The sequence below is a fragment of the Gardnerella sp. DNF00257 genome, from assembly GCF_049262745.1.
Lineage (GTDB): Bacteria > Actinomycetota > Actinomycetes > Actinomycetales > Bifidobacteriaceae > Bifidobacterium > Bifidobacterium piotii.
Genome location: NZ_CP058403.1, coordinates 374,702 through 396,575 on the forward strand (window position 1 = coordinate 374,702; position 21,874 = coordinate 396,575).

Genomic DNA, 21,874 nt, shown 5'->3' on the forward strand with positions numbered 1-21,874 from the left:
TAGCAAGCATGACTAGGCCAGAAACAAACTTTGTACATTTGCATAACCACACGCATTATTCGCTTTTGGATGGTGCTTCAAAGATACCAGACCTAGTAGCGAGTGCAAAAGAATTGGGTATGCCAGCTATTGCTATTACAGACCACGGCAATATGCATGGCGCGTACGAGATGTGGAGCACGGCTGTAAAAGCTGGGATTAAGCCGATTATTGGAATCGAAGCTTATGTGACTCCAGAAACAGCCAGACAAGACAAAAGCCGAGTTCATTGGGGAACGGACGCGCAAAGAAGCGACGATGTTTCTGGCGGTGGTTTGATTACTCACATGACAATGTGGGCCGAAAATGATGAAGGCTTAACAAATTTGCTTAAAGCATCGTCTATAGCCAATTTGGAAGGTCGCGTTATGCGATATCCTCGAATGGATAAAGATGTGCTTTCAACGTATTCTAAAGGTGTTATAGCGTCTTCTGGATGTCCGTCTGGAATTATTCAAACGCGTCTTCGTTTGGGTCAATTTGATGAGGCTTTACGCGCTGCAGGTGAGTTCCAAGATATTTTTGGTCGAGATAATTTCTTTATTGAGCTTATGAATCACGGGCTTTCTATTGAAACACGCGTTACAAAAGATTTGCTTGAGATTGCTAAAAAGTTGAATGCTCCTCTTCTTGCTACTAACGACTTGCACTATGTGCACGAAGAAGATCGCGAAGCGCAAGATGCAATGCTTTGTATTAATTCTGGATCTCGCTTAGATGATCCAGATCGTTTTAAGTTTGACGGTTCTGGCTATTATTTGAAGTCTGCTGAGCAAATGCGTGAGCTTTTTAAGGAGTTCCCAGAAGCTTGCGATAATACTCTTGAGATTGCTCGCCGATGCAATGTTATGTTTGATGACGGCGAAGATGGCGCTTTTATGCCGCAATTTGACTGCCCTAAAGGTTGGGATGAGACTTCGCTATTTCTTAAAAAAGTCGAAGAAGGATTAGAGCGCAGATATAACAAAAACGTTCCTATTGAAGTCTTAAAACAAGCAGACTACGAGTGTGGCGTTATATGCCAAATGCAATTTTGTGGCTACTTTTTAGTTGTTGCAGACTATATTAATTGGGCAAAAGAGCATGGGGTTATGGTTGGCCCTGGCCGAGGAAGTGCAGCAGGCGCAATGGTTGCGTATGCAATGGGCATTACCGAACTAGATCCAATGAAGCATGGCTTGATTTTTGAACGATTCTTAAACCCAGAGCGCGTGTCTTTGCCAGATATTGACGTTGACTTTGACCCAGAAGGTAGAGCCAAAGTTTTGGAATATGTTGGCGAAAAATATGGAAAAGATAAAGTAGCGCAATGCGTGATTTATGGCACAATTAAAACAAAACAAGCACTTAAAGATTCTGCTCGAATAATGGGCTATGAGTTTTCTGTTGGAGAAAAAATTACAAAGATTTTGCCGCCTCCAAAAAACGGCAAAGATATGAGTTTCCACGATATTTTTGACGAAAAGTCAAAGCGTTATGCGGAAGCTCGCGAGTTTCGCGAGATGTATGATAGCGACCCAGATACAAAGCGGATTACAGAAGAAGCAAAGGGTATTGAGGGTCTGATTCGCCAAACGGGTGTACATGCTTGTGCAACGATTATGGGTTCGGAGCCTATTACAGATACATCTCCTCTGTTGGAGCGCACTGATGGCACGATTACAACTACCTTTGAGTATCACACTTGCGAAACGCTTGGCTTAGTTAAGATGGATTTTTTGGGTCTTTCTAACTTAACAGTTATTAGAGATACTCTTAAAAACGTTGAAAATAATGGAAAAGAGCCTATTGACTATACTAAAATTCCGCTTGACGATAAAGAAACATATCAGCTTCTTGCAAGAGGAGATACTTTAGGCGTTTTCCAGCTTGATTCCGACGGTATGCGTGCGCTTCTTCGCACTCTAAAACCAGATAACTTTAACGATATTTCTGCTTTGATTGCGCTTTACAGACCAGGTCCTATGGATATGGATTCGCACACCAATTATGCTAAGCGTAAGAACGGTTTGCAAGATATTACGCCTATTCATCCAGAGGTTGCGGAGCCACTAAAAGATGTTCTTGGCGAAACTTATGGTTTGATTGTGTACCAAGAGCAGGTGCAGTCGGCTGCTCGTATTTTAGCTGGATACAGCCTTGGCAAGGCAGATGTTTTGCGTAGAGCTATGGGTAAAAAGAAGCCAGAAGTGCTAGCTAAAGAGAAAATACCGTTCTTTAAAGGCATGAAGGAACATGGTTATTCAGAAGAAGCTGCCCAAGCTGTTTGGGATGTTCTGGTTCCATTCTCGGGTTACGCGTTTAATAAGGCTCACTCGGCTGCATACGGTTTGATTTCTTATTGGACTGCTTACTTAAAAACGCATTATCCTGTGGAATTTATGGCTGCATTGCTTCAAAACGAGCGCACTAATAAAGATAAGACAGCACTTTACTTGGGTGAAGCACGACGCATGGGTATTCGCGTTTTGCAACCAGATATTAATGAGTCGGTTCTTGAATATTCTGCAGTTGGAGATGTTGTGCGCTTTGGCCTTGGAGCTGTACGAAACGTTGGAGATAAAGCAGTTAACGATATTATTAGCGAGAGGGAAAGCGAGCGCGGAAAATTCGTTGATTTTAAGGATTTTGTAAATCGCGTATCGTTTGAATCTCTGAATCGCAGACTTGTTGAATCGCTTATTAAATCTGGTGCTTTTGACTCAATTAGCACTTGTAGGCGAGCACTTTTTGAAGTTTATAATCCACTAATTGACTCAGTTATTTCTATTAAGCGAAAGCAGGCAGGTGGCCAATTTGACCTTTTTGCCGATTTGGATGATTCAAGTAACGAGCTTGGAGACGCACAAATCAATATTCCAGATGTTGAAGAGTGGGATAAAAAAACGAAGCTAAACTTTGAGCGAGAAATGCTTGGACTTTATGTTTCGGATCACCCTTTGAGTGGACTTTCTGCTGTTTTGGCTGGTCTTAGAGAAATGTCGATTGCGCAGCTTCTAAACCGTGCTAGAACTATGAGCGAAAATCAACAAGTAACTCTTGCAGGACTTGTTACTAGCGTAGATAGGCGAGTGTCTAAAAAAGGTAATGCTTGGGCGATTGTAACTATTGAAGACATGGAAAGCTCAATACAATGCATGTTCTTTGGCAAAGTTTACGAGTCTTCTGCTGCAGAACTTGCGATTGATCAAGTTGTGCGAATTAGGGGCCAGGTAGAAGTTCGAGACGAAACTGTTTCTTTAAGAGCTACGGATTTTGAAGTTCCAAGCTTAGAGGCAGAAGACGCTCAACCTGTAACTATTGTTTTGCCTTTGCAAGCGCTAGAAAAGTCTCGTATAAAAGAGCTTGAAAACATTGTTACAAGGCATCCCGGTTGTTGCGAAGTAAATCTTGCTTTGATTGACTCTAAGGGGTGCGCAAAAGTCTTATCTTTTGGAGATAGATTTAGAGTCAAGCGAGATACGTCACTTTTTGCAGAGCTAAAAATATTGTTTGGCCCAGCTTGCTTGCCAAGTGCTTAAAATAAGCGCCTAAAATAAGCTAATCGCGTAGAATATTCTTAGAGTGATTTAGAGTGATTTTAAGCGTTTTAAGAAGTGATAGTTATAAGTAAAGATAAGTGAAGATAAGTAAAAACAAGTAAAGCAAGGCTTTTTAATTTAGAAGGTAAAAGATATGTGTAAAGATAACGACGATTTGAGTAAAAACAATAACGTTAGCGATAATAATAATGGCGTTAATGGCAATAATGGCGTTGGTTCTAATGATTCTAACGATGTTCGTACTTCTTTTACCGATAAAGAGCTGGAAGACGCGTTGCTTGGTTTTGAAAAAGAGTTTAGCGAAGAGCAAAATCGTGATTCAATCGATGATGCTGTAAAAAAGATTGAGCAAGCGGATTTTGAAGAAGATTTGCAAGGTTTGCTTGGAAAAAAGGCAAAGTGCGCGCTGTTCTTAACAGCTATAGAGCCAGGAGAGCTTCTTGCATCTTTTTGCAAAATGGCTGGAGTTAATGCGGATTGTTTTAACGACGAAAATGGTGGAGTCGCAGTTTTACGTGATTTAGACGAAGACAATCCAGAAAAATCAGTTAAAAAATTTACCGACTATTTTCGTGGAATGCCTGCTGTTCTAATGGTAAATCGCGCTAATAAGATTGATGCAAAAGTTTATGAATACAATCGAGGCGTTTTAGACGTTGTTCCTCCTATGATTCTTGCAATGGCTGCTAGATGTGTTGAAGATCTTATGATTTGTTACTCAAGTGTTAAAGATCTTAAAGAATCTGGGATTGAAGTTACAAGTACAGATGATTTAAGCGATGATCAAGCCAAAGAGATTTTTTATAAATATGGCAAAAAGATGTAGTCTATGTTAAATAGATTGCTACTAGATTGCTATTAGATTGTTACATTAAAAATAAGTAAATTCATGCTCATAAAGCTAAATAAAAGCGAAAAGTAAGAGATAATATAATAATTAGTCTCTTAAATATTAGTTAAAGAGTATGAGAGAAAAACACATAGTTACACACTTAAATTGATTGGACTGTAGATATGGATAGACAGCAAGAATTCGCTTTGCGTACAGTTGAAGAGCGTGACGTTCGTTTTATTCGACTATGGTTCACGGATGTTCTTGGAACGCTTAAATCGGTTGCTATTGCTCCAGCAGAGCTTGAAGCTGCGTTTGAAGAGGGTATTGGCTTTGACGGTTCTGCGATTGAAGGCATGACTCGCGTTTTAGAAGACGATATGATTGTTAAGCCAGATCCTTCGACTTTCCAACTTTTGCCATGGCATGGCGGTCCAGAAGGCACGGCGCGCATGTTTTGCGACGTTTTAACGCCAGATGGGGAGCCGTCTCTTGGAGATCCGCGTCACGTTCTTAAAACTGCGCTCGCAAAAGCTAAAGAAAAAGGCTTTACTTTTTACGTTCATCCAGAAATTGAGTTTTACTTATTTGAAGCGCAAGATGATTGGTCTAAGGCGCCTGTTCCTATTGATGAAGGTGGGTATTTTGACCACGTTCCAAGAAGTTCGGCAATGGACTTTCGTCGTAGTGCTGTGAGCATGCTTGAACAGATGGGTATTTCTGTTGAGTATTCTCACCACGAAGGCGGTCCTGGTCAAAACGAGATTGACTTAAGATATGCAGACGCTCTTACTACTGCAGATAACATTATGACTTTCCGCACTGTTGTTAAGGAGATTTCTCTTGAGCGCGGAATGTATGCCAGCTTTATGCCTAAGCCGCTTACAGATCAGCCTGGTTCTGGTATGCACACGCATTTAAGCCTGTTTGAAGGAGATTCAAACGCTTTCTATGAGGCTGGTCAAGAGTTTAATATGTCTCTTATTGCGCGCCAATTTGCGGCTGGTATTTTGCATCATGCTGCAGAAATTTGCGCTGTTACAGATCAATACGTTAATTCTTACAAGCGCTTGTGGGGTGGAGCGGAAGCTCCTAGCTATGTTTGCTGGGGTCATAGCAACCGTTCTGCGCTTTTGCGTGTGCCTCAATATAAGCCAGGCAAAGGCAATTCTTGCCGTATGGAGTTTCGCGCGCTCGACCCTGTGGCGAATCCATATCTTGCATACTCTGTTTTGTTGGCTGCTGGTTTAGATGGCATTGAAAAGCAAATGACTTTGTGTGATCCTACTAGCGACGACGTTTGGGAGCTTACAGATGCTGAGCGTCAAGCTATGGGCATTCAGCCTCTTCCTGAGTCTTTGGATGAAGCTTTGAAGATTATGGAGAAGTCTGATTTTGTAGCTAGCGTTTTAGGTGAGCATGCGTTTGAATACTTCTTGCGCAACAAGCATAAAGAGTGGGAAGAGTATCGTCGCCAAGTAACTCCTTACGAACTCGAGAAATATTTGCCTAGACTTTAGGTTTTTGCGTTTAGTTTGTGTTGACTATTAAAATCGCGCGATGTGCTGTGGTGGCGTGTCGCGCGTTTTATTTTTAGGTTTTTCTTTGATTGTTTTTTAACATTTTTCGCAAAATTTTTTCATATTGTTATATCTGAATGTTTGTGTTTGAATGTTAGTTTTTAAGTATAATCTAAACCTTTGTTTATTTAATTTAACTTTTGCTTGCGATTGGAACATTTTATAACAAAAATCGCAAACTATTGCACAATAAAGAAACAATGATATATCTAAAATTATCCAATTGTAATGTTGATTTTCAAAATTATGGGGATAGAATTTTTGCTTGGTTGCATTTGAATAATTTTGAAAATATTCGCGCAATCCATGATTTACAACGACTGTAAAATCATGCCAAATACACAAAGGGAGGTAACTCAAGTGAAGAAGCTGATTCTTGATCTTGATACTGGTGTTGACGATACTCTCGCTATATCTTATGCTCTTGGAAGCCCAGAAATGGAGCTTATTGGCATAACTGGCACGTATGGCAACGTTTTAATGGAGCAAGGTGTTCGTAACGCGCTTGCAATCACAGACTTACTTGGGCATCCCGAAGTAAAAGTTTATAAGGGACTTTCGCACGCAAGCAAAAAAGATTCTTTTGAAGTTCTTCCAATTTCTGCATTTATTCATGGAGATAACGGAATTGGCGATGTTGAGATTCCAGATTCTGCGCGCAAAGCAGAGGATGAATCAGCTGTTGATTTTATTATCGATTCTGTAAAGAAATATGGCAAGGACTTGGTGTATGTTCCAACGGGACCAATGACAAATATTGCTGCTGCGTTGAAGAAAGCTCCAGAAATCAAGGACGAAATCGGAAAGATTGTTCTTATGGGCGGAGCACTTACCATTCATGGAAACGTAAACGCTTGGACCGAAGCGAATATATCTCAAGACCCAGATGCTGCAGATGTACTATTCCGCTCTGGTGCTCCAGTAACAATGATTGGTTTGGATGTTACTTTACAGACTTTGCTTACCTACAAGGAGACAAAGCAGTGGCGTGACCTTGGTACAAAGGCTGGCAAGTTCCTTGCAGATATGACCGACTTTTACATTAAGGCATATGAGACAACGGCTCCACACCTTGGCGGATGCGGTTTGCATGATCCTTTGGCAGTGGCTGTAGCTGTGGATCCAACGCTTGTTACAACGCTTCCAATCAATATGCAAGTTGATGTTGAAGGCCCAACTCGTGGACGCACAATTGGTGATGTTACGCGCTTGAATGACCCTGTTAAGACAATGCAAGTTGCTGTTGGCGTTGATGTTCCACGATTCTTGAACGAGTTTATGACGCGCATTTCTGGCTTGGCAAAAATCGCTGGCTGAGTGTGGATTTTACGAGTTTTAACTCCGCTTTTTGTTGTTCGACACGCCGCAAATCGCAACATTTTTCGCAATATGCGATGTGCCTTATTTGCCAATGTAAAAACTAAAAATATTAATTGATTGGATTATTATGACTGAGATTGCAAAATCTAGTGCGGTAGACCCATACGAGGATCCAAAAACCCGCGACAAAGTGGCGATTTACTCGCTAATTTTACTTCTTATAACCTTTATTCTTGGAACATTGTGTTTGCAAGGATTTAATCTGGTATTCGATCAGATTGGTAAAGCTGTTGGCGCGCCTGATCAAGCTTCTCTTATTACGAGTTTGCCAATTATTGTTTTAGGCATTGTGTGCTTTATTTACGGTTCTTTGGGTGACTTTGTGTCGCTTCGTAGACTCATAACAATCGGACTTGTAACACTGTTTGTTGGATCGTTGTTTGGTTTTATTGCAAACTTCTTCTTCACTCCAAACTTGTGGACTGTTATTATTGCGCGCATTTTACAAACCGCTGGCGAGCAAGTAGCAGGTTCTTCCTTCCTTGTTATTGCAACTAAGTATTTGCGCAACGATCTTAAGGTAATTTTCTTTGGACTCTTTACTGCTGCTTATCAGCTTTCTGCTTCTATTGGCGTTTTTGCTGCTGGTGCTCTTAGCTCTATTGCTTGGCAGTATTTGTTCTTGATTCCTGCAATTACCATTCTGTTCTTGCCAGTTCTTGTTAAGTTCTTGCCTACAAAGAACGGTATTGGTGGAAAGATAGATAAGCTTGGCTTTACAGTGTTTGGTATTGCTGTTGCATTGTTGACTTTGTTCTTCTCGTACAAGGCATGGGGATTGTTGCTTGGATCCATCGTGCTGTTTGTTGTGTTTGCTGGATACATTATGAAGGCAAAGAACCCGTTTGTAACTCCTGCATTCTTTAAGAATAAGCGTTGGCTTTCGGGCATTATTTTGATCTTCATCTTCTACTTTACTAACTATTGCATGCCTCCAATTTACAATGTTATTGGTGGAGCTTTGTATCATATGAGCACTGAGGCAGTTTCTTCCTACCTTGTATGGGCATTCGTTGTAGCAGCGGTGTTTGGAACATGCTCTGGAACAATTATCGGTTTCATTGGACGTAAAGCTGGCATTATTATAGCTGCTGTTCTTATGATTCTTGGATGGGTTGGAGCTGCTGTATTCATAAATTGCGGATTCCTTGTTCTAACTTTGTGCGCATGCGTTTACTACGCTGGTTGCGGACTTATGTATTCGCCAATCGTTTCAACGGTTCTTAGTGCATTGCCTGTTGAAGAATCGGGTCGTGGATGCGGTATGAACGATTTAGTTATGAATGTTACAGCATCAATCGGTATTTCCATTTTCAGCGGATTCTTTGGCGGAAACTTGCTAAAAGGATTCTCTTTTGCTGGAATCCAAGGCTTAGGTGCAGGTTATTCTAACTTGCTTATGATGGGCGCTATTGTAGCCTTTATTGGCTTAGTAGTTTACATTGCTCGTAGCCTTATGGTTAAAGAGTAATTATTATTTACTCAATATGTTAGTGGTCACTATCTTGCAGTCATCTTTGACTGCGTGGATAGTGACCACTTTTGTATTATTTTGCTTGCGTGCTATCAAATCTTTTTCATACGCTGAATACTAATTGGGTATGCCGTTCCAAGCTCTTGCGCCCAAAGAGAAACGTAGAATTCTTCGCACATCCACTTTAGTTTTTGAGCTTTTTCTTGAGCTTCATCTCTATTAGGCCCAGCAGGCAAGCTTTCTGCTCTCTTTTGAGCTTCTAGCACAAGCTTATGAGCTTCATCTGCCTGCCAAGCCCATTGAACATCTCGATTTTTGTCTAACTTAGCTTTGTTAAGTCGAATCAAATCCGCATGTAAATAGCGCTCTATTGAACTAAGTGCGCTAGAATCTGCTTTTGCAATGAATCCAGGAAAAACAAGCGAAGATGCGTGTTCTTTAATCGATTGAAGAACACTAAGCATTGGCAAGTCGGCTTTGCCGCTAACAGCAGACTCGACTTTAGCAAATCGCTCCAAAATAGCAATAACACTGTGTGCAACTCTATAAACCGTGTCTTCGTAAACTTCGGCAATATTGCCAACGGCTTCTTTAAGTTCAACATCGTTAGTAATTTTTTGCGTATTTGGTATAAGTCGCTTAATAGCAGCCATTTGCAAATCTTGAGCCAAATCTTTAGAAGACTTATAAGGTGCAGAAGCAAGTAGCAAAGCCTCGCTGCCTAGCCATCTAGATGTAATGCGCTTATCGTCTAAAATAAGCATGTTAAGCGCGCCTTGCCAAACCATTTGAGATCTAGAAAGATTAGTTGCTCCAGACTTGTGTAACAAATCTGCTCTCTCAACAACATTTCCAGCTTGTGCAGCTTTAATCGCTTTGCTATTAACAACATTTAATGCACACTCTTGAGCTGATTTTGCAAATCGATGCTGAAGGCTTATTAGCGACTTATCTGTTCCTAAAACAGTAGGCTTAATGCGCTTGTTGTTTTGATTATGCGAATTGTTTTGATTAGGTTTGTTTTTATTAGTTTTCTTTTGCTCAACGCTAAAAGTTACGCGCAAATAAGGAGATAGTCGTTGTAGCTGATCTTCGCTTAAAACTTCTGGGTGGATTTGTGCTCCAACAACACTAATCGCAGCTTTAGTAAAGACTTCGCTAAAGTCTTGCCAAATAAAATCTTCTTGCGGATTCTCATTTATTCCTGGAAGATAATCGTAGTTTTCGTCAATCCACTCGCGGATCTTACGCGCAGTATCTGGAGCTGGCACGAATTGCACGCGCAAAGTCTTAGGAAGAGACTTAATCATGCCAATAATAAGCTCGTCTAATAAGCCTGGCACATTCCAAGTAAACTCTTGAGGCTTAAGTCGCAAAAGCGCATGAAGTGGAACGTGTACGGTTACGCCATCTAAAGGATTATGCGGATCGTAAATGTAGCTTAAGCGCAAATTAATTCTCTGGCCGTCTGTTCCAATCGTATGCCAAGTATCGGGGTAGTCTGCTAAATCAGTGTCATTTGCGTATTGCAAGCGCTCAACACAATCTGGGTTAAAATCAAGAAAATGCGGGTCTTGAAGCCTATAATTTTTCCACCATTTAGCCAAATCTGCAATGGTCGTAGCTTCTTGAGGAAGTTTATTATCGTAAAAAGTAAACAAATCCTCGTCGTTTACAGTTTCGCTTGCTTGCCTAGTGCGATTTGTTTGATTATCGGCATCGTTCAAAACGTTAATATTTGAGGAGATAAAATCGTTGAATGGAAAACGCTGTTGAACGTTTCCTTCGACTAAGCCTTGACGAATCATCAATATTCTAGATTCGTAAGGATTGATTTTAGACCATTGAACAGTGCGATTTTGCACAATAGGCAAGCCGTACAAAAGCACTTTCGATTGAGCAATTGCAGCACCTTTGCTTGCGCTCCAATGAGCATCTAAATATGTTACGCGAGTAAGGTTCTTAGCTAAAGACTCCGCCCAAGCAGGGTCTATTTGCGCGCAATACCTTGCCCAAAGTCTAGAAGTTTCAACTAATTCCGTACACATAATCCAAGAAGGAGTTGTTTTAGAAACAGATGAAGATGGGAAGATTGCAAACCTTGTGCTTCTAGCGCCTTGATAATCGTTTTTTGCCATTTTTTGAGCGCGCTTAATGGCACGAATTTTGGCTGTTCCGCGAAGTCCTGCAAAATCCGAAGCCTTAGGCTCGCGAATAACTTGCATGCCAATCATAGAAAGCAAGCCAGAAAGCATAGAAGCGTGGATTCCTTGATAATCCCAAGTGCAACAAAGACTGTGAGCTGCTTGTTGATTATTTGGCAATTGGCGGATTTGCAAGCTTGCGCGTTTAATCGGCAGCGCTTCGCCAACATTATAATGAAGCTCCTTGCATAAATCTTTAAGCTGATTAACTAAATCTTTCCACTGTTTTAGGCGTAAAAAGTGGAAAAATTCCTCTTTGCAAAGTCGCCTTAGCGCGTTGTTGCTGATTTCGCCATCCGCCTGGAATATGCGATCCCAAATATTCAATGCTGTTAAAAAGTCACTTAACTCGTCTGCATAACGATTGTGTAATCTATCGGCTTCCTCGCGCTTGTCCTCGGGGCGCTCGCGCGGATCTTGCAAACTCAAAAACGCAACAATAACAAGAATCGCAGCTAAAGTATTAGGCGTAGTGTTTCGCGCAGCTTCAATAATCATGCGTCCAAGGCGAATGTCAATTGGAATATGACTAAGCTCGCGGCCAATTCGAGTCAAGCTTATAACACCAGATTTTCTACTTATTGCACCAAGCTCACTAAGCTCGTTAAAACCGTCGCTTACAGCCTTAATATCTGGAGGATCAATAAATCCAAAATTCGTTATATCTTCGCCAGTTTTAGCAACACCAACAGAGAGCATGTGTAAAACAACAGCGCCAAGTGAAGTGCGCAAAATCTCGGGATCGGTAAAGCGCGGGCGAGTCTCGTAATCTTCCCTAGAATACAAGCGAATAGCAATGCCGTCTGCGATTCGCCCACAACGACCAGAGCGCTGATCTGCACTCGCTTGAGAAATAGGTTCTATAGGAAGACGCTGAACTTTGGCAGACTTAGAATATCGCGAAATTCTAGCAAAACCAGGGTCTACAACGTAACGGATCGAAGGCACTGTAAGAGAAGTTTCTGCAACATTAGTGGCGATTACAATGCGCTGATGCGTGTGGTGTTCAAAAACGCGATGCTGGTCTTTAGAAGAAAGACGTGCAAAAAGTGGAACAATCTCAATGGCGTCTCTGCGATTCATGTCGCTTGTGCGCGCACCGAAATAGGAACGCAACGATGCTTCAAACTCGCGAATATCGCGCTCGCCAGAAGCAAAAACCATAATATCTCGCGCGCCTTGAGTGTGTGTTGAATGAATCACAAGTTGAGCGCATGCGCGAGTTACAGCAGAAGCAATGTCTTCATCGCAAATATCTTCTCGATTGCTTTCGTTAGATTGGCTTTGCTCAACGCTTTCATCGTCCATAGCAATATCTGCAAAACCTGGAACATGCTTCATAAGCGAAGGTGCGCTTCCAAGCGGCTCGTAAAGTACGCGCACTGGGTATGTTCGCCCAGAAACCTCTATAACAGGAACTTTAATGTGTAAAGCTTGCTCAAAATGGTCTTTGAACTTTGCAGAATCGATTGTTGCAGAAGTAATAATAAGCTTTAAGTCTTTGCGCTTTGGCAAAAGAGTTGTTAAATATCCGAGCAAAAAATCAATGTTTAGGCTGCGCTCGTGAGCTTCGTCAATAATAATAGTGTCATAGCGCGTAAGAAGTGGGTCGCGCTGAATTTGAGCAAGCAGAATACCGTCTGTAACTATGCGAAGCTTTGTTTTGGATGAGCTTTCGTCGTTAAAACGCACTTGGTAGCCGATTTCTTCGCCAAGCTTAACACCCATTTCGCTTGCTATTCGCTCTGCAACCGTGCGTGCAGCAAGTCGGCGAGGTTGTGTGTGAACAATTTGCTTTCCGCGACCGCCTCTGCCAAGCTCTAAAGCCATCTTTGGTATTTGAGTGGTTTTTCCAGAACCCGTTTGACCAGATACGATCACAACTTGCGACTCTTTAATAGCTTCAATAATCTGGTTGCGTGCGGAACAAATCGGCAGTTCACTAGGATAGTCAAAATTCATATTAAATCCTATTAAATCCTGCTAAATACTATTTTCTTAAGACTTCTATAATCCTGTATCCCTTAGAGCTTGCGTATTTTTCAACGCTAAAATCTTCACCAAGATTTTTAGAAAGCCAAGGGATTAAGGAGTCGGAGCCAAGATTTTTTTGAACAACCAAATAAGCAGCTCCACCAACTTTTAGGCGAGGAAGCCACGTGAGCAAAATATTGTGTAAAACGTCTTTTCCAACGCGGATTGGAGGATTAGACCAAATAAGATCAATGTTTTTAGATGAATCTTCTTTTAGCGCATCTTCTACAAGATAAGTGTGAATGCTATTTAATCCAGCATTCTTGGCGTTAATATTAGTAAGCTCTAGAGCGCGCTCGTTAACGTCTACAGCGTAAATTTGCGCATTAGGGGATTCAAAACCTAAAGCCAAGCTAATAGCGCCCCAGCCGCAACCGATGTCGAAAAATCGCCCATTTTCTGGGGGTTGTGGAGCGTGTTTAAGAAGAACTGCAGTTCCTAAATCAAGTTTAGAAGAGCTAAAAACTCCGTTAGAAACTTGCACGCTAACTTCTTTGCCTCGCAAATCAACTTGCAAAGTTCGTCTTAAGTCTAAAGAATTTGGGTTAGCGGAAAAATACTGTTCGCCGCTAGTCTTAGATTCTTTAGCATTTTTGTTTGTTTTAGTAGCATTAATGCTGCTCGTCTTTTTAGTTTTATTAAAAGTGTTAATAGTCATTTTAGTGTTGGTTAAAAATTATGTCTTCTAGATTCACAATAATAAAACAAACGTTGTAAATCGCGTATTAATAAGGGATTTAACGTAAGTAGTTAAAGAAAAATAGCAAAGGGCATAGTTTTGGTAGATACTTTAGCAAATAGTGATTTGGCAAGTGGTGATAATAATATGCCCGAGCATAAAAATGAGCATAAATACTTTCTTTCAGGCCATAGTGAAGTTCTGCTAGACGATGCGAACGCTGGATCAAGCATAGAAAGTAACGACGAAGCTTGGCAAGAGCGTGAATCAAGAAACGCGTTAAAACGAGTTGCTGGTCTTGGAGAATTACAAGACGTAACCGAAGTAGAGTACAGAAAACTAAGGCTGGAACGCGTTGTTTTAGTAGGCGTGTGGTCTAGCGCTCGCGGAACTCTAAGCCAAGCAGAAGAGTCTCTTAGAGAGTTGGCAGCACTTGCTAAAACAGCTGGAGCAGTAGTATGCGACGGCATGTTGCAGCAAAGATACAGACCAGATGCAGCAACGTATGTTGGTTCTGGAAAAGCGCGTGAACTTGCAGCGGTTGTAGCTCAAAATGATGCGGATACGATTGTTGTAGACGACGATCTTCCACCAAGCCAGAGAAGAGCTTTGGAAGACGCTACTAAAGTCAAAGTTGTAGACAGAACAGCTGTTATTCTAGACATTTTCGCTCAACATGCAACAAGCAGGGAAGGAAAGGCACAAGTAGAGCTTGCTCAGCTTCAATACATGCTTCCGCGACTTAGAGGTTGGGGTGCTGCTCTTTCTAGGCAGGCTGGTGGCCGCGCTGCTGGAGACGCTGGAATAGGCTCTAGAGGCCCTGGCGAAACAAAAATCGAAATGGATAGGCGTGCAATTAGGAATCGAATTTCAAAATTGCGTCACGACATTGCGCTAATGGCACCAACTCGCGAGACAAAGCGCGGATCTAGGCGTCGTCAAGATATTCCAACCGTTGCAGTAGTAGGGTATACAAATGCTGGAAAATCTTCGATTATAAATAGGCTTACTGGCTCTAAGGAGCTTGTAGAAAATGCGCTTTTTGCCACTTTGGATACTGCTGTTCGAAAGTCTTTAACTAAAGATGGTCGCGCTTATACGCTTGTAGACACGGTTGGTTTTGTGCGAAGGCTGCCAACTCAGCTAGTAGAAGCGTTTAAGTCCACTTTGGAAGAGGTTGGCCAAGCAGACGTTATTTTGCACGTTGTTGACGGTTCTCACCCAGACCCTATTTCTCAAATTGAGGCAGTTAACGAGGTTTTAGCTCAAATTGATGGAGTAGAAGACATTGCGCAAATTATTGCGTTTAATAAGTCGGATGTTATGCAAGAGCCAATGCGTTTGCGTTTGCAATCGTTGTATCCTGATTCTCTTATTGTCTCTGCGCAAAGTGGCGAAAATATTGAGCATCTAAAAGCACGCGTAGAAAATTTGTTACCTTCGCCACATGTTCACGTTAAAGTTAAGCTTCCTTACAGTGATTATTCTGGATCTTTACTATCTAAAGTTAGAGAAAATGGCATTGTAAAATCAGTGGAATATAAGGATTCTGGCATAGAATTAGATGCTTTTGTTGGAGATTCTTTGTCTTCAAAACTTATGCAAATTGCGTTTTAGTCGAAATTCCTTAGGTGTGATTAAAGTAAAAACTGTTCATGCATATATCTCTATTGTTAGAGCAGCCCTTATATTTTGAGTTATTTATTAGCTAGAGGGTTGACTCTGTTTTGTGGAAAAGGGGTTTTCTAATGGTGAATTCTCAGGTTAAGCCAACAAAGCTTGCGATTATTGGTGCTGGCGCAGTAGGTTCTACGCTTGCGTTTGCTGCTGCTCAGCGCGGTGTTGCTCGTGAAATTGTGCTTGAGGATATCGCTAAGGAACGTGTTGAAGCAGAAGTGCTCGATATGCAGCACGGTTCTAGCTTCTACCCAGCTGTTTCTATTGCTGGCTCCGACGATGTTGAAATTTGCCGCGATGCCGATATGGTTGTTATTACTGCTGGCGCTCGTCAAAAGCCTGGTCAGACTCGTTTGGAGCTTGCAGGTGCAACTATCAATATTATGAAGTCGATTATTCCTAATGTTGTTAAGGTTGCTCCAAACGCAATTTACATGCTTATTACAAATCCTGTTGACGTTGTTACGCATGTTTCTATGAAGCTTTCTGGTCTTCCTGCTAATCAAATGTTTGGATCGGGTACAAACCTTGATTCTGCACGTTTGCGCTTCCTTATTGCTCAGCACACTGGTGTGAATGTTAAGAACGTTCACGCTTATATTGCTGGCGAACATGGCGATTCCGAAGTTCCTCTTTGGGCTTCTGCAACTATTGGTGGCGTTCCAATGTGCGAGTGGAATGCTCTTCCAGGTCATGAGCCATTGGATGAAGCTAAGCGCGAAGAGATTCATCAAGAAGTTAAGAACGCAGCATACAAGATTATTAACGGTAAAGGCGCTACAAACTACGCTATTGCAATGTCTGGCGTAGATATTGTTGAGGCTGTTCTTCGAGACACCAACCGCATTTTGCCAGTTTCTTCTTTGCTTGAAGACTTCCATGGAATCTCAGACGTTTGCATGTCGGTTCCAACTTTGTTGAACCGCAACGGCGTAAATTCTCGCTTGAATACTCCAGTTTCGGATCGTGAGCTTGCTGCTTTGAAGCGTTCTGCAGAGACTCTTCGTCAAGCTGCGGCACAATTTGGATTCTAATTAGTTTTTGCTTTATGATTTAAGCTTTTATGCTTTTATGCTTGGCTGTTCGTAAAGCGCTAATTACTAAGATTTAAGTATTGAAAGTCGCTCCTTCAATCTTTGTTTGGGGGGAGCGGCTTTTAAGTTATAAATTTGATTAAAAGGTGATTTGAATGTTTAATCATAAAAATCTTGGAACAGATTTTGCGCTAATGCACGATTTTGAAGATTTAAGGCTCCAATTTCCGATTTTAAGTCGCAAAGTACATTCAAAACCCTTGATTTACTTGGATTCTGCAGCAACTTCTCAAAAGCCGCAAGTTGTAATTAATGCCGAAAGCGAGTTTTATAAAACGATTAATGCTGGTGTGCATAGAGGCGCGCACGAGTTGGCAGCGCTTAGCACAGTTGCGTTTGAACAAGCGCGCGCAAAGGTTGCAAAACTCGTTGGTGCTTGTAGCAAAGAAGGCAGCGAAGAGATTGTTGTTACGCCTGGCGCTACAGGAGCGCTGAATCTTCTTGCTACTGCTATTGGAAACGCAACTATTAACTCTAGGTTAAATCGCCCTGGTTTTGCGGAAGATAACTTAACTTTGCGCCAGCATTTTGTGATTAATGAGGGAGATAATATTGTTGTTTCTCGCGCAGACCATCATTCCGTTTTATTGCCATTCCAAGAGCTTGCGATTCGCTCTGGCGCGGAGCTTCGATGGATCGATGTAAGTGAAGATGGTCGCGTGCGCGCAGACGCGGATTATTTGAGCACTGTTATTGATGAGCGCACGAAAATCGTTGCAGTTACGCATATTAGCAATGTTACGGGCGCAATCACGGATGTTTCGCCGATTTGCAAGCGCGCGCACCAGGTTGGGGCGATTTTTGTTCTTGACGCTTGCCAGTCCGTTCCGCATATTCCAGTTGATTTTCACGCGCTAGATGTTGATTTTGCAGCCTTTAGCGCGCATAAAATGTACGGTCCGACGGGAGTTGGGTTCTTGTATGGTCGCCGCAATCTTTTGAATGCTCTTCCGCCAGCCAATTTTGGGGGATCTATGGTGGAGCTTGCGTGGCTTAACAAGCCAGCGCAATATATGCAAGCGCCTTACCGTTTTGAGGCGGGAACTCAGCCAGTTGCACAAATGGTTGCTGCAGGAGTTGCAGCGGATTGGCTGTGCTCGTTGGGCATGAATCGAGTTGCAAAGCATGAGCAGGAACTTGCTGAAGAATTGCTTAAATTGCAAGATGTTCCAGGGGTTCGCGTGCTTGGCCCGCTTGATTTAAGCATGCGCATTGCAACGGTTTCTTTTGAAGTTGAAGGCGTGCATCCGCATGACGTTGGCCAGTTTTTGGATGCGCAAGGTATTGCGATTCGCGTTGGGCATCATTGCGCTCAGCCGATTCATCGCCATTTTGGCGTGTACGCTTCGAATCGCGTTTCTGTTGGAGTTTATAACACAATCGAAGAAGCTCGCGAATTAATCGAAGCTGTTTCCCAAGTTCGCGCATATTTTGGCGCATAGTCGTAATATTTTAATGCAAGGAGAGCGTATGTTTGATATGAGTTTTGATGATGACGGTAACGGTGCAAGTAGCGGATTAGAAAGCATGTATCAAGAAGTGATTTTAGATGCTGCTAGAAATCCGCACGGAAAGGCGCATTTTTTAAGCACGGAGAGCCTTTCTAAAGCAGAGTCGCAAGCAACCGATGAGCTAAAAAACGATTCTAATATAAAAATTACAAATCATCACGAAAATTGTGCTGTAGAAGCTAGTAAAGACTATGCATTTGGGGAATCTCATCAATTTAATCCAACTTGCGGAGATGAGGTTACTATGCACGTGGAACTCGCTAAAAACGTTGATAATTCAAGCAATGCGCTTATAAAAAGTATTAAGTGGGATGGCCACGGTTGCTCAATTTCGCAAGCGAGTCTTTCGATTATGGTTGATTTGGTTGAGGGAAAAACTGTTGCGGATGCCTTGCGATTAGCCGCTCTTTTCCACAAGCTTATGGAATCTAGGGGAGTGGGATTAAAAAACGAGCAAGATGAAGATGAGTTGGAAGATGCAATGGTTTTTCAAGGCGTTTCTAAATATCCAATGCGAATCAAGTGTGCGTTGCTTGCGTGGGAAGGCTTAAAAGACGGTATTGCAAAGGCTATTGAGGCTTTATAAAATCGTATGTAGCTTTATAAAATCGTAGTGTAACGCTAAAAATAAGGAACAAGATGGCAGAAAATCAAGCAGAATCAACTCTTAGCGCAAACAATATTGGGCGCGTAAGCGAGGAAGATATTCAAGAGGCTTTGCACAATGTTGTGGACCCAGAGCTTGGTATTGATGTTGTTGACTTGGGCTTAGTTTACGGGATTGAGATTGATGAGCTTGGTCGCGCGATCCTTACGATGACGCTTACAACGCCTGCTTGCCCGCTTACGGATTTGATTGAAGACGAGTGCGCGAGTGCGCTTGTTGGATTAGTGGACGAATTTAGGATTGATTGGACTTGGAAGCCGCGTTGGAGTGTTGAAAATATTACGGAAGATGGGCGCGCGCAGCTTGAGGCGCTTGGTTATAATTTGAACAATTTGCCTGCTAGCTTTGGCGCTGGGGTTGGTGTTTCTGGCGTTGGTGTTGGAGCTCCTGGTGCTTCTGGCGCTTCTGGAATGTCGTCCTATATTGGCGGAATTTCGCCAACTGAATAATTTAGGATTTTTAATGATTTGCACAGAAGATTTTTCGCCTAATTGCAATGATTTTAAGAATAGTGACGATTGCAAGAATGGCGATAATTTTATTAAGAATAGCGACGATTATTGCGATTTGTGCGCGCAAAAAATTATTGAAAACCGCATAACAGATGTTGTTTTTGACTTGCATCTTCTTGTTGATTGGGATGCGCGCCGCACATTGGAGTCAGAATACCCAGATTATATTGGCGAAGTTCTGTTTAGCTATGAGCCAGAATGGGGTTTTGAGTTTCACGAAGCTTTGCGAGAGGCGGCATGGAGTAGCCAGCGCGCACTGGAATCGTTTAGCGAGCATCACGGTCCTGCTGTAACTTGGCTTTATCGCCTGTATTTTAAGAATTTTTCACGCGGATTTTTAGGGGAGCGAGCGCGTTTTGCGTCTCTTGCTCGCGATTTAATCGCAAAAGGTGTGCGCGTTTGGTCGCTTGGAAACGCTTCGCAAGAGTGGATTGATTGTGCGCGCGCAACTTGCCAAATACTTGGCGAGATAAATGGCGTTAGTGCATCTTACGAATCTCATTTGCGCAAGCCGAATATTATGATTTATCGAGATTTTTTGAGCAAAAATGGTTTGAACGCATCTTCTACTGTTTTTGTTGAATCGGATTTGCGTAGCTTAAAAACTGCACAAAGAATCGACTGTGCGTTTGCAAAATTATTTACTCTGTAATAAAACTATTCACGCTATAGTTGCCTCAACATTTGTAAATATTTATCAATAGTTATTTGAATTTGTCAATGTTTGTCAACAGTGTCAATACTTGACTTATAAACATTTGCTGATGTTTACGTTTTTCAGTCCTAAATAATCACCTATATGCAACTTTTTAACTGCATTTACTTGCAATTGTGCGTTATTTGTATAATAATAAAGCACAAAAGCAAGTATTTAATAAGTGTTTGTTATCTATAAAATGATAATTTTTTAATAGGTTGGTCTGCATTGGTGAAAGTAATAGCGAATCAAAAGAGAACGAATATTAGTGCGATTAAAGGAATAGTTAAGAAAAATAACGGTATTGTTACTGCAAAAGAAATTTCTTCTGCAGGAATAGACTCTTGGTATCTAACTAGCATGGTCAAAAATAATGATTTGGAAAGAGTTGCTCGCGGAGTGTATTTCGATAGCACTTCAAATAATTATGATGAACTTTATTTTTTCCAACTTCGTAATAAAGCTTGCATATACTCTTACCAAACTGCTTTGTATCTGTATAATCTTACAGATCGTATGCCGTTTATAAACGAAGTTACAGTATGCCAGGGGTACAATACGTGGCGCATAAAAAATGATGTTGAAGTGCATCAAATTGAGAAAAAATGGTATAGAATTGGTATCACTCACGTGCGTACTGTTATTGGTAATTATGTGATGGTTTATAATATGGAGCGCACTATTTGCGATTTGGTTAGAAATCGTAGGCGCCAGGATTCAGAGATATTTGGTAAGGCTTTGCGTGCGTATGTGAGGAATCCTAAGAAAGATGTACATAGATTGCGCGAATATGCCAAACAATTTGGTATTCTTCGGCAAGTTGACGATATTTTGGAGATTCTCGATGAATAACAGTAGTAATAAAAGTATTGCAATTAGAGATAGTGTTACTCAGAGTTTACGTAACAAGTCGCAAGAACTTAGCTTAGATTACAACACTTTGTTAAGTCGATATTTCTTTGATGAGTTTTTGAAGTTGCTTGCAAAAAGTGAGTATAAAAATAATTTCGTCTTGAAAGGCGGAATGCTTCTGAGCTTTGTGCTTGGAATTGATAATAGATCAACCCAAGACATTGATTTTTTGATTAATGGTTTAAAAATGGAGGATTCTTATTTATTTAATGTTATTAAAAGTGTTACAGCTTATGAAGAAAATCATGATGGGGTGTGGTTTGAAATCAACGATTCTATTGATTCTATTAGACCTGAAGATGAATATGGTGGATATCGTTTTCATATAATCGGTCATTTAGATAAAATTAGGTTTCCTTTTTCGGTTGACATAGCTACTGGAGATCCAATGTATCCAGAAGTTAAAGTGGGGAAATATTCTACTGTTCTTGGAGACGATATAGATTTGCAAATATATCCTCTTGAATCAGTATTGGCTGAAAAATTGCAAACTATTCTTTCTAAGGCGGAAAGTAATACGAGAAGCAAAGACTTTTACGATATTTACGCAATTATGAATTCGATGAATGCGTCTAATAACGGGAATTGTGGAGTTGCTATTGCGTATTTAGCCGATTGTGAGTTTGTGAATCAAATTAATGAAAGTATTGATTTTAGTGTATTAAAAGTTGCTATGTCGCTTACTTGCAAGCATAGAAATACGTATTTTTCAAAAGTGAAAGCATGTGAAATACTTGAATGCATCTCATGCGATAGTGCTGTAATCGATAGATGGAATAGATATGCTAAGAAGCATCAGTACGCGAAAAGTGTAAATTTTGACGATATTATTTTCGCTATATCAAAACTAATAAATCTTATGCTTGATTAGGTTTTAGCTTTGATTTTGTAACTTGCTTTTGTGCTTCATATTTTCATAGATAATGCACAAAAGCAAGTTTTTTTTTTAATAAGTGTTTATTATCTATAAAATGATAATTCTTTTGGGAATAACCCAATTTTTTGATAGGTTGATGAAAAATTATAGCCCCTCTATTCAT

General features: G+C 41.2%; 15 protein-coding genes. 13 read left to right on the forward strand and 2 right to left on the reverse strand.

Annotated elements, in window-relative coordinates; all coding sequences use genetic code 11:
• The first annotated feature begins 8 nt into the window (after positions 1 to 8).
• The 5 genes from dnaE (at position 9) to HXT23_RS01350 (ending at position 8,844) form a co-directional block, all read left to right on the forward strand.
• Complete coding sequence (gene dnaE, locus HXT23_RS01330) at positions 9 to 3,560, forward strand: DNA polymerase III subunit alpha (protein ID WP_422112954.1); 3,552 nt, start codon at positions 9 to 11, stop codon at positions 3,558 to 3,560.
• Positions 3,561 to 3,714: 154 nt separating this feature from the next.
• A complete protein-coding gene (locus HXT23_RS01335; protein WP_004130326.1) occupies positions 3,715 to 4,407 on the forward strand; it encodes a hypothetical protein in 693 nt (230 codons plus the stop codon).
• A gap of 188 nt (positions 4,408 to 4,595) precedes the next feature.
• Positions 4,596 to 5,933 carry a type I glutamate--ammonia ligase gene (gene glnA, locus HXT23_RS01340; RefSeq protein ID WP_004130324.1) on the forward strand — a complete coding sequence of 446 codons (1,338 nt, stop codon included), beginning with the start codon at positions 4,596 to 4,598 and terminating at the stop codon, positions 5,931 to 5,933.
• 420 nt (positions 5,934 to 6,353) lie between these two features.
• Complete coding sequence (locus HXT23_RS01345) at positions 6,354 to 7,310, forward strand: nucleoside hydrolase (RefSeq protein ID WP_032813541.1); 957 nt, start codon at positions 6,354 to 6,356, stop codon at positions 7,308 to 7,310.
• A 130-nt stretch (positions 7,311 to 7,440) separates the two neighbouring features.
• Positions 7,441 to 8,844 carry an MFS transporter gene (locus HXT23_RS01350; protein ID WP_016635694.1) on the forward strand — a complete coding sequence of 468 codons (1,404 nt, stop codon included), beginning with the start codon at positions 7,441 to 7,443 and terminating at the stop codon, positions 8,842 to 8,844.
• Between the two features lie 95 nt (positions 8,845 to 8,939).
• Here the strand turns inward: HXT23_RS01350 and hrpA are convergent, their stop codons facing one another.
• On the reverse strand, positions 8,940 to 13,013 hold the full coding sequence (hrpA, locus tag HXT23_RS01355) for an ATP-dependent RNA helicase HrpA (protein ID WP_422112955.1): 4,074 nt from the start codon (positions 13,011 to 13,013) through the stop codon (positions 8,940 to 8,942).
• Positions 13,014 to 13,041: 28 nt separating this feature from the next.
• Positions 13,042 to 13,743, reverse strand: a complete 702-nt coding sequence (locus HXT23_RS01360; RefSeq protein ID WP_422112956.1) for a class I SAM-dependent methyltransferase — start codon at positions 13,741 to 13,743, stop codon at positions 13,042 to 13,044.
• Between the two features lie 120 nt (positions 13,744 to 13,863).
• Here HXT23_RS01360 and hflX point away from each other — a divergent pair, with 120 nt between their 5' ends.
• The 8 genes from hflX to HXT23_RS01400 all read left to right on the forward strand — a co-directional run bounded on the left by hflX (position 13,864) and on the right by HXT23_RS01400 (position 21,705).
• Positions 13,864 to 15,381 (forward strand): GTPase HflX, encoded by a 1,518-nt coding sequence (gene hflX, locus HXT23_RS01365; RefSeq protein ID WP_422112957.1) that lies wholly within the window; start codon positions 13,864 to 13,866, stop codon positions 15,379 to 15,381.
• Positions 15,382 to 15,512: 131 nt separating this feature from the next.
• Positions 15,513 to 16,475 carry an L-lactate dehydrogenase gene (locus tag HXT23_RS01370; RefSeq protein WP_004130300.1) on the forward strand — a complete coding sequence of 321 codons (963 nt, stop codon included), beginning with the start codon at positions 15,513 to 15,515 and terminating at the stop codon, positions 16,473 to 16,475.
• 155 nt (positions 16,476 to 16,630) lie between these two features.
• A complete protein-coding gene (locus HXT23_RS01375) occupies positions 16,631 to 17,977 on the forward strand; it encodes a SufS family cysteine desulfurase (protein WP_422112958.1) in 1,347 nt (448 codons plus the stop codon).
• 28 nt (positions 17,978 to 18,005) lie between these two features.
• Positions 18,006 to 18,632: a Fe-S cluster assembly sulfur transfer protein SufU gene (gene sufU, locus HXT23_RS01380; protein ID WP_422112959.1), complete on the forward strand. Its 627-nt coding sequence runs from the start codon at positions 18,006 to 18,008 to the stop codon at positions 18,630 to 18,632.
• A gap of 53 nt (positions 18,633 to 18,685) precedes the next feature.
• Complete coding sequence (locus HXT23_RS01385) at positions 18,686 to 19,162, forward strand: metal-sulfur cluster assembly factor (RefSeq protein ID WP_016635688.1); 477 nt, start codon at positions 18,686 to 18,688, stop codon at positions 19,160 to 19,162.
• Between the two features lie 13 nt (positions 19,163 to 19,175).
• Positions 19,176 to 19,877 carry an HAD family hydrolase gene (locus HXT23_RS01390; RefSeq protein ID WP_422112960.1) on the forward strand — a complete coding sequence of 234 codons (702 nt, stop codon included), beginning with the start codon at positions 19,176 to 19,178 and terminating at the stop codon, positions 19,875 to 19,877.
• Positions 19,878 to 20,153: 276 nt separating this feature from the next.
• Positions 20,154 to 20,774, forward strand: coding sequence for a type IV toxin-antitoxin system AbiEi family antitoxin domain-containing protein (locus tag HXT23_RS01395; protein ID WP_422113071.1), 621 nt, complete (start codon positions 20,154 to 20,156; stop codon positions 20,772 to 20,774).
• A complete protein-coding gene (locus HXT23_RS01400; RefSeq protein ID WP_422112961.1) occupies positions 20,767 to 21,705 on the forward strand; it encodes a nucleotidyl transferase AbiEii/AbiGii toxin family protein in 939 nt (312 codons plus the stop codon). The genes HXT23_RS01395 and HXT23_RS01400 overlap by 8 nt, the downstream gene beginning before the upstream one ends.
• Positions 21,706 to 21,874 lie beyond the last annotated feature (169 nt).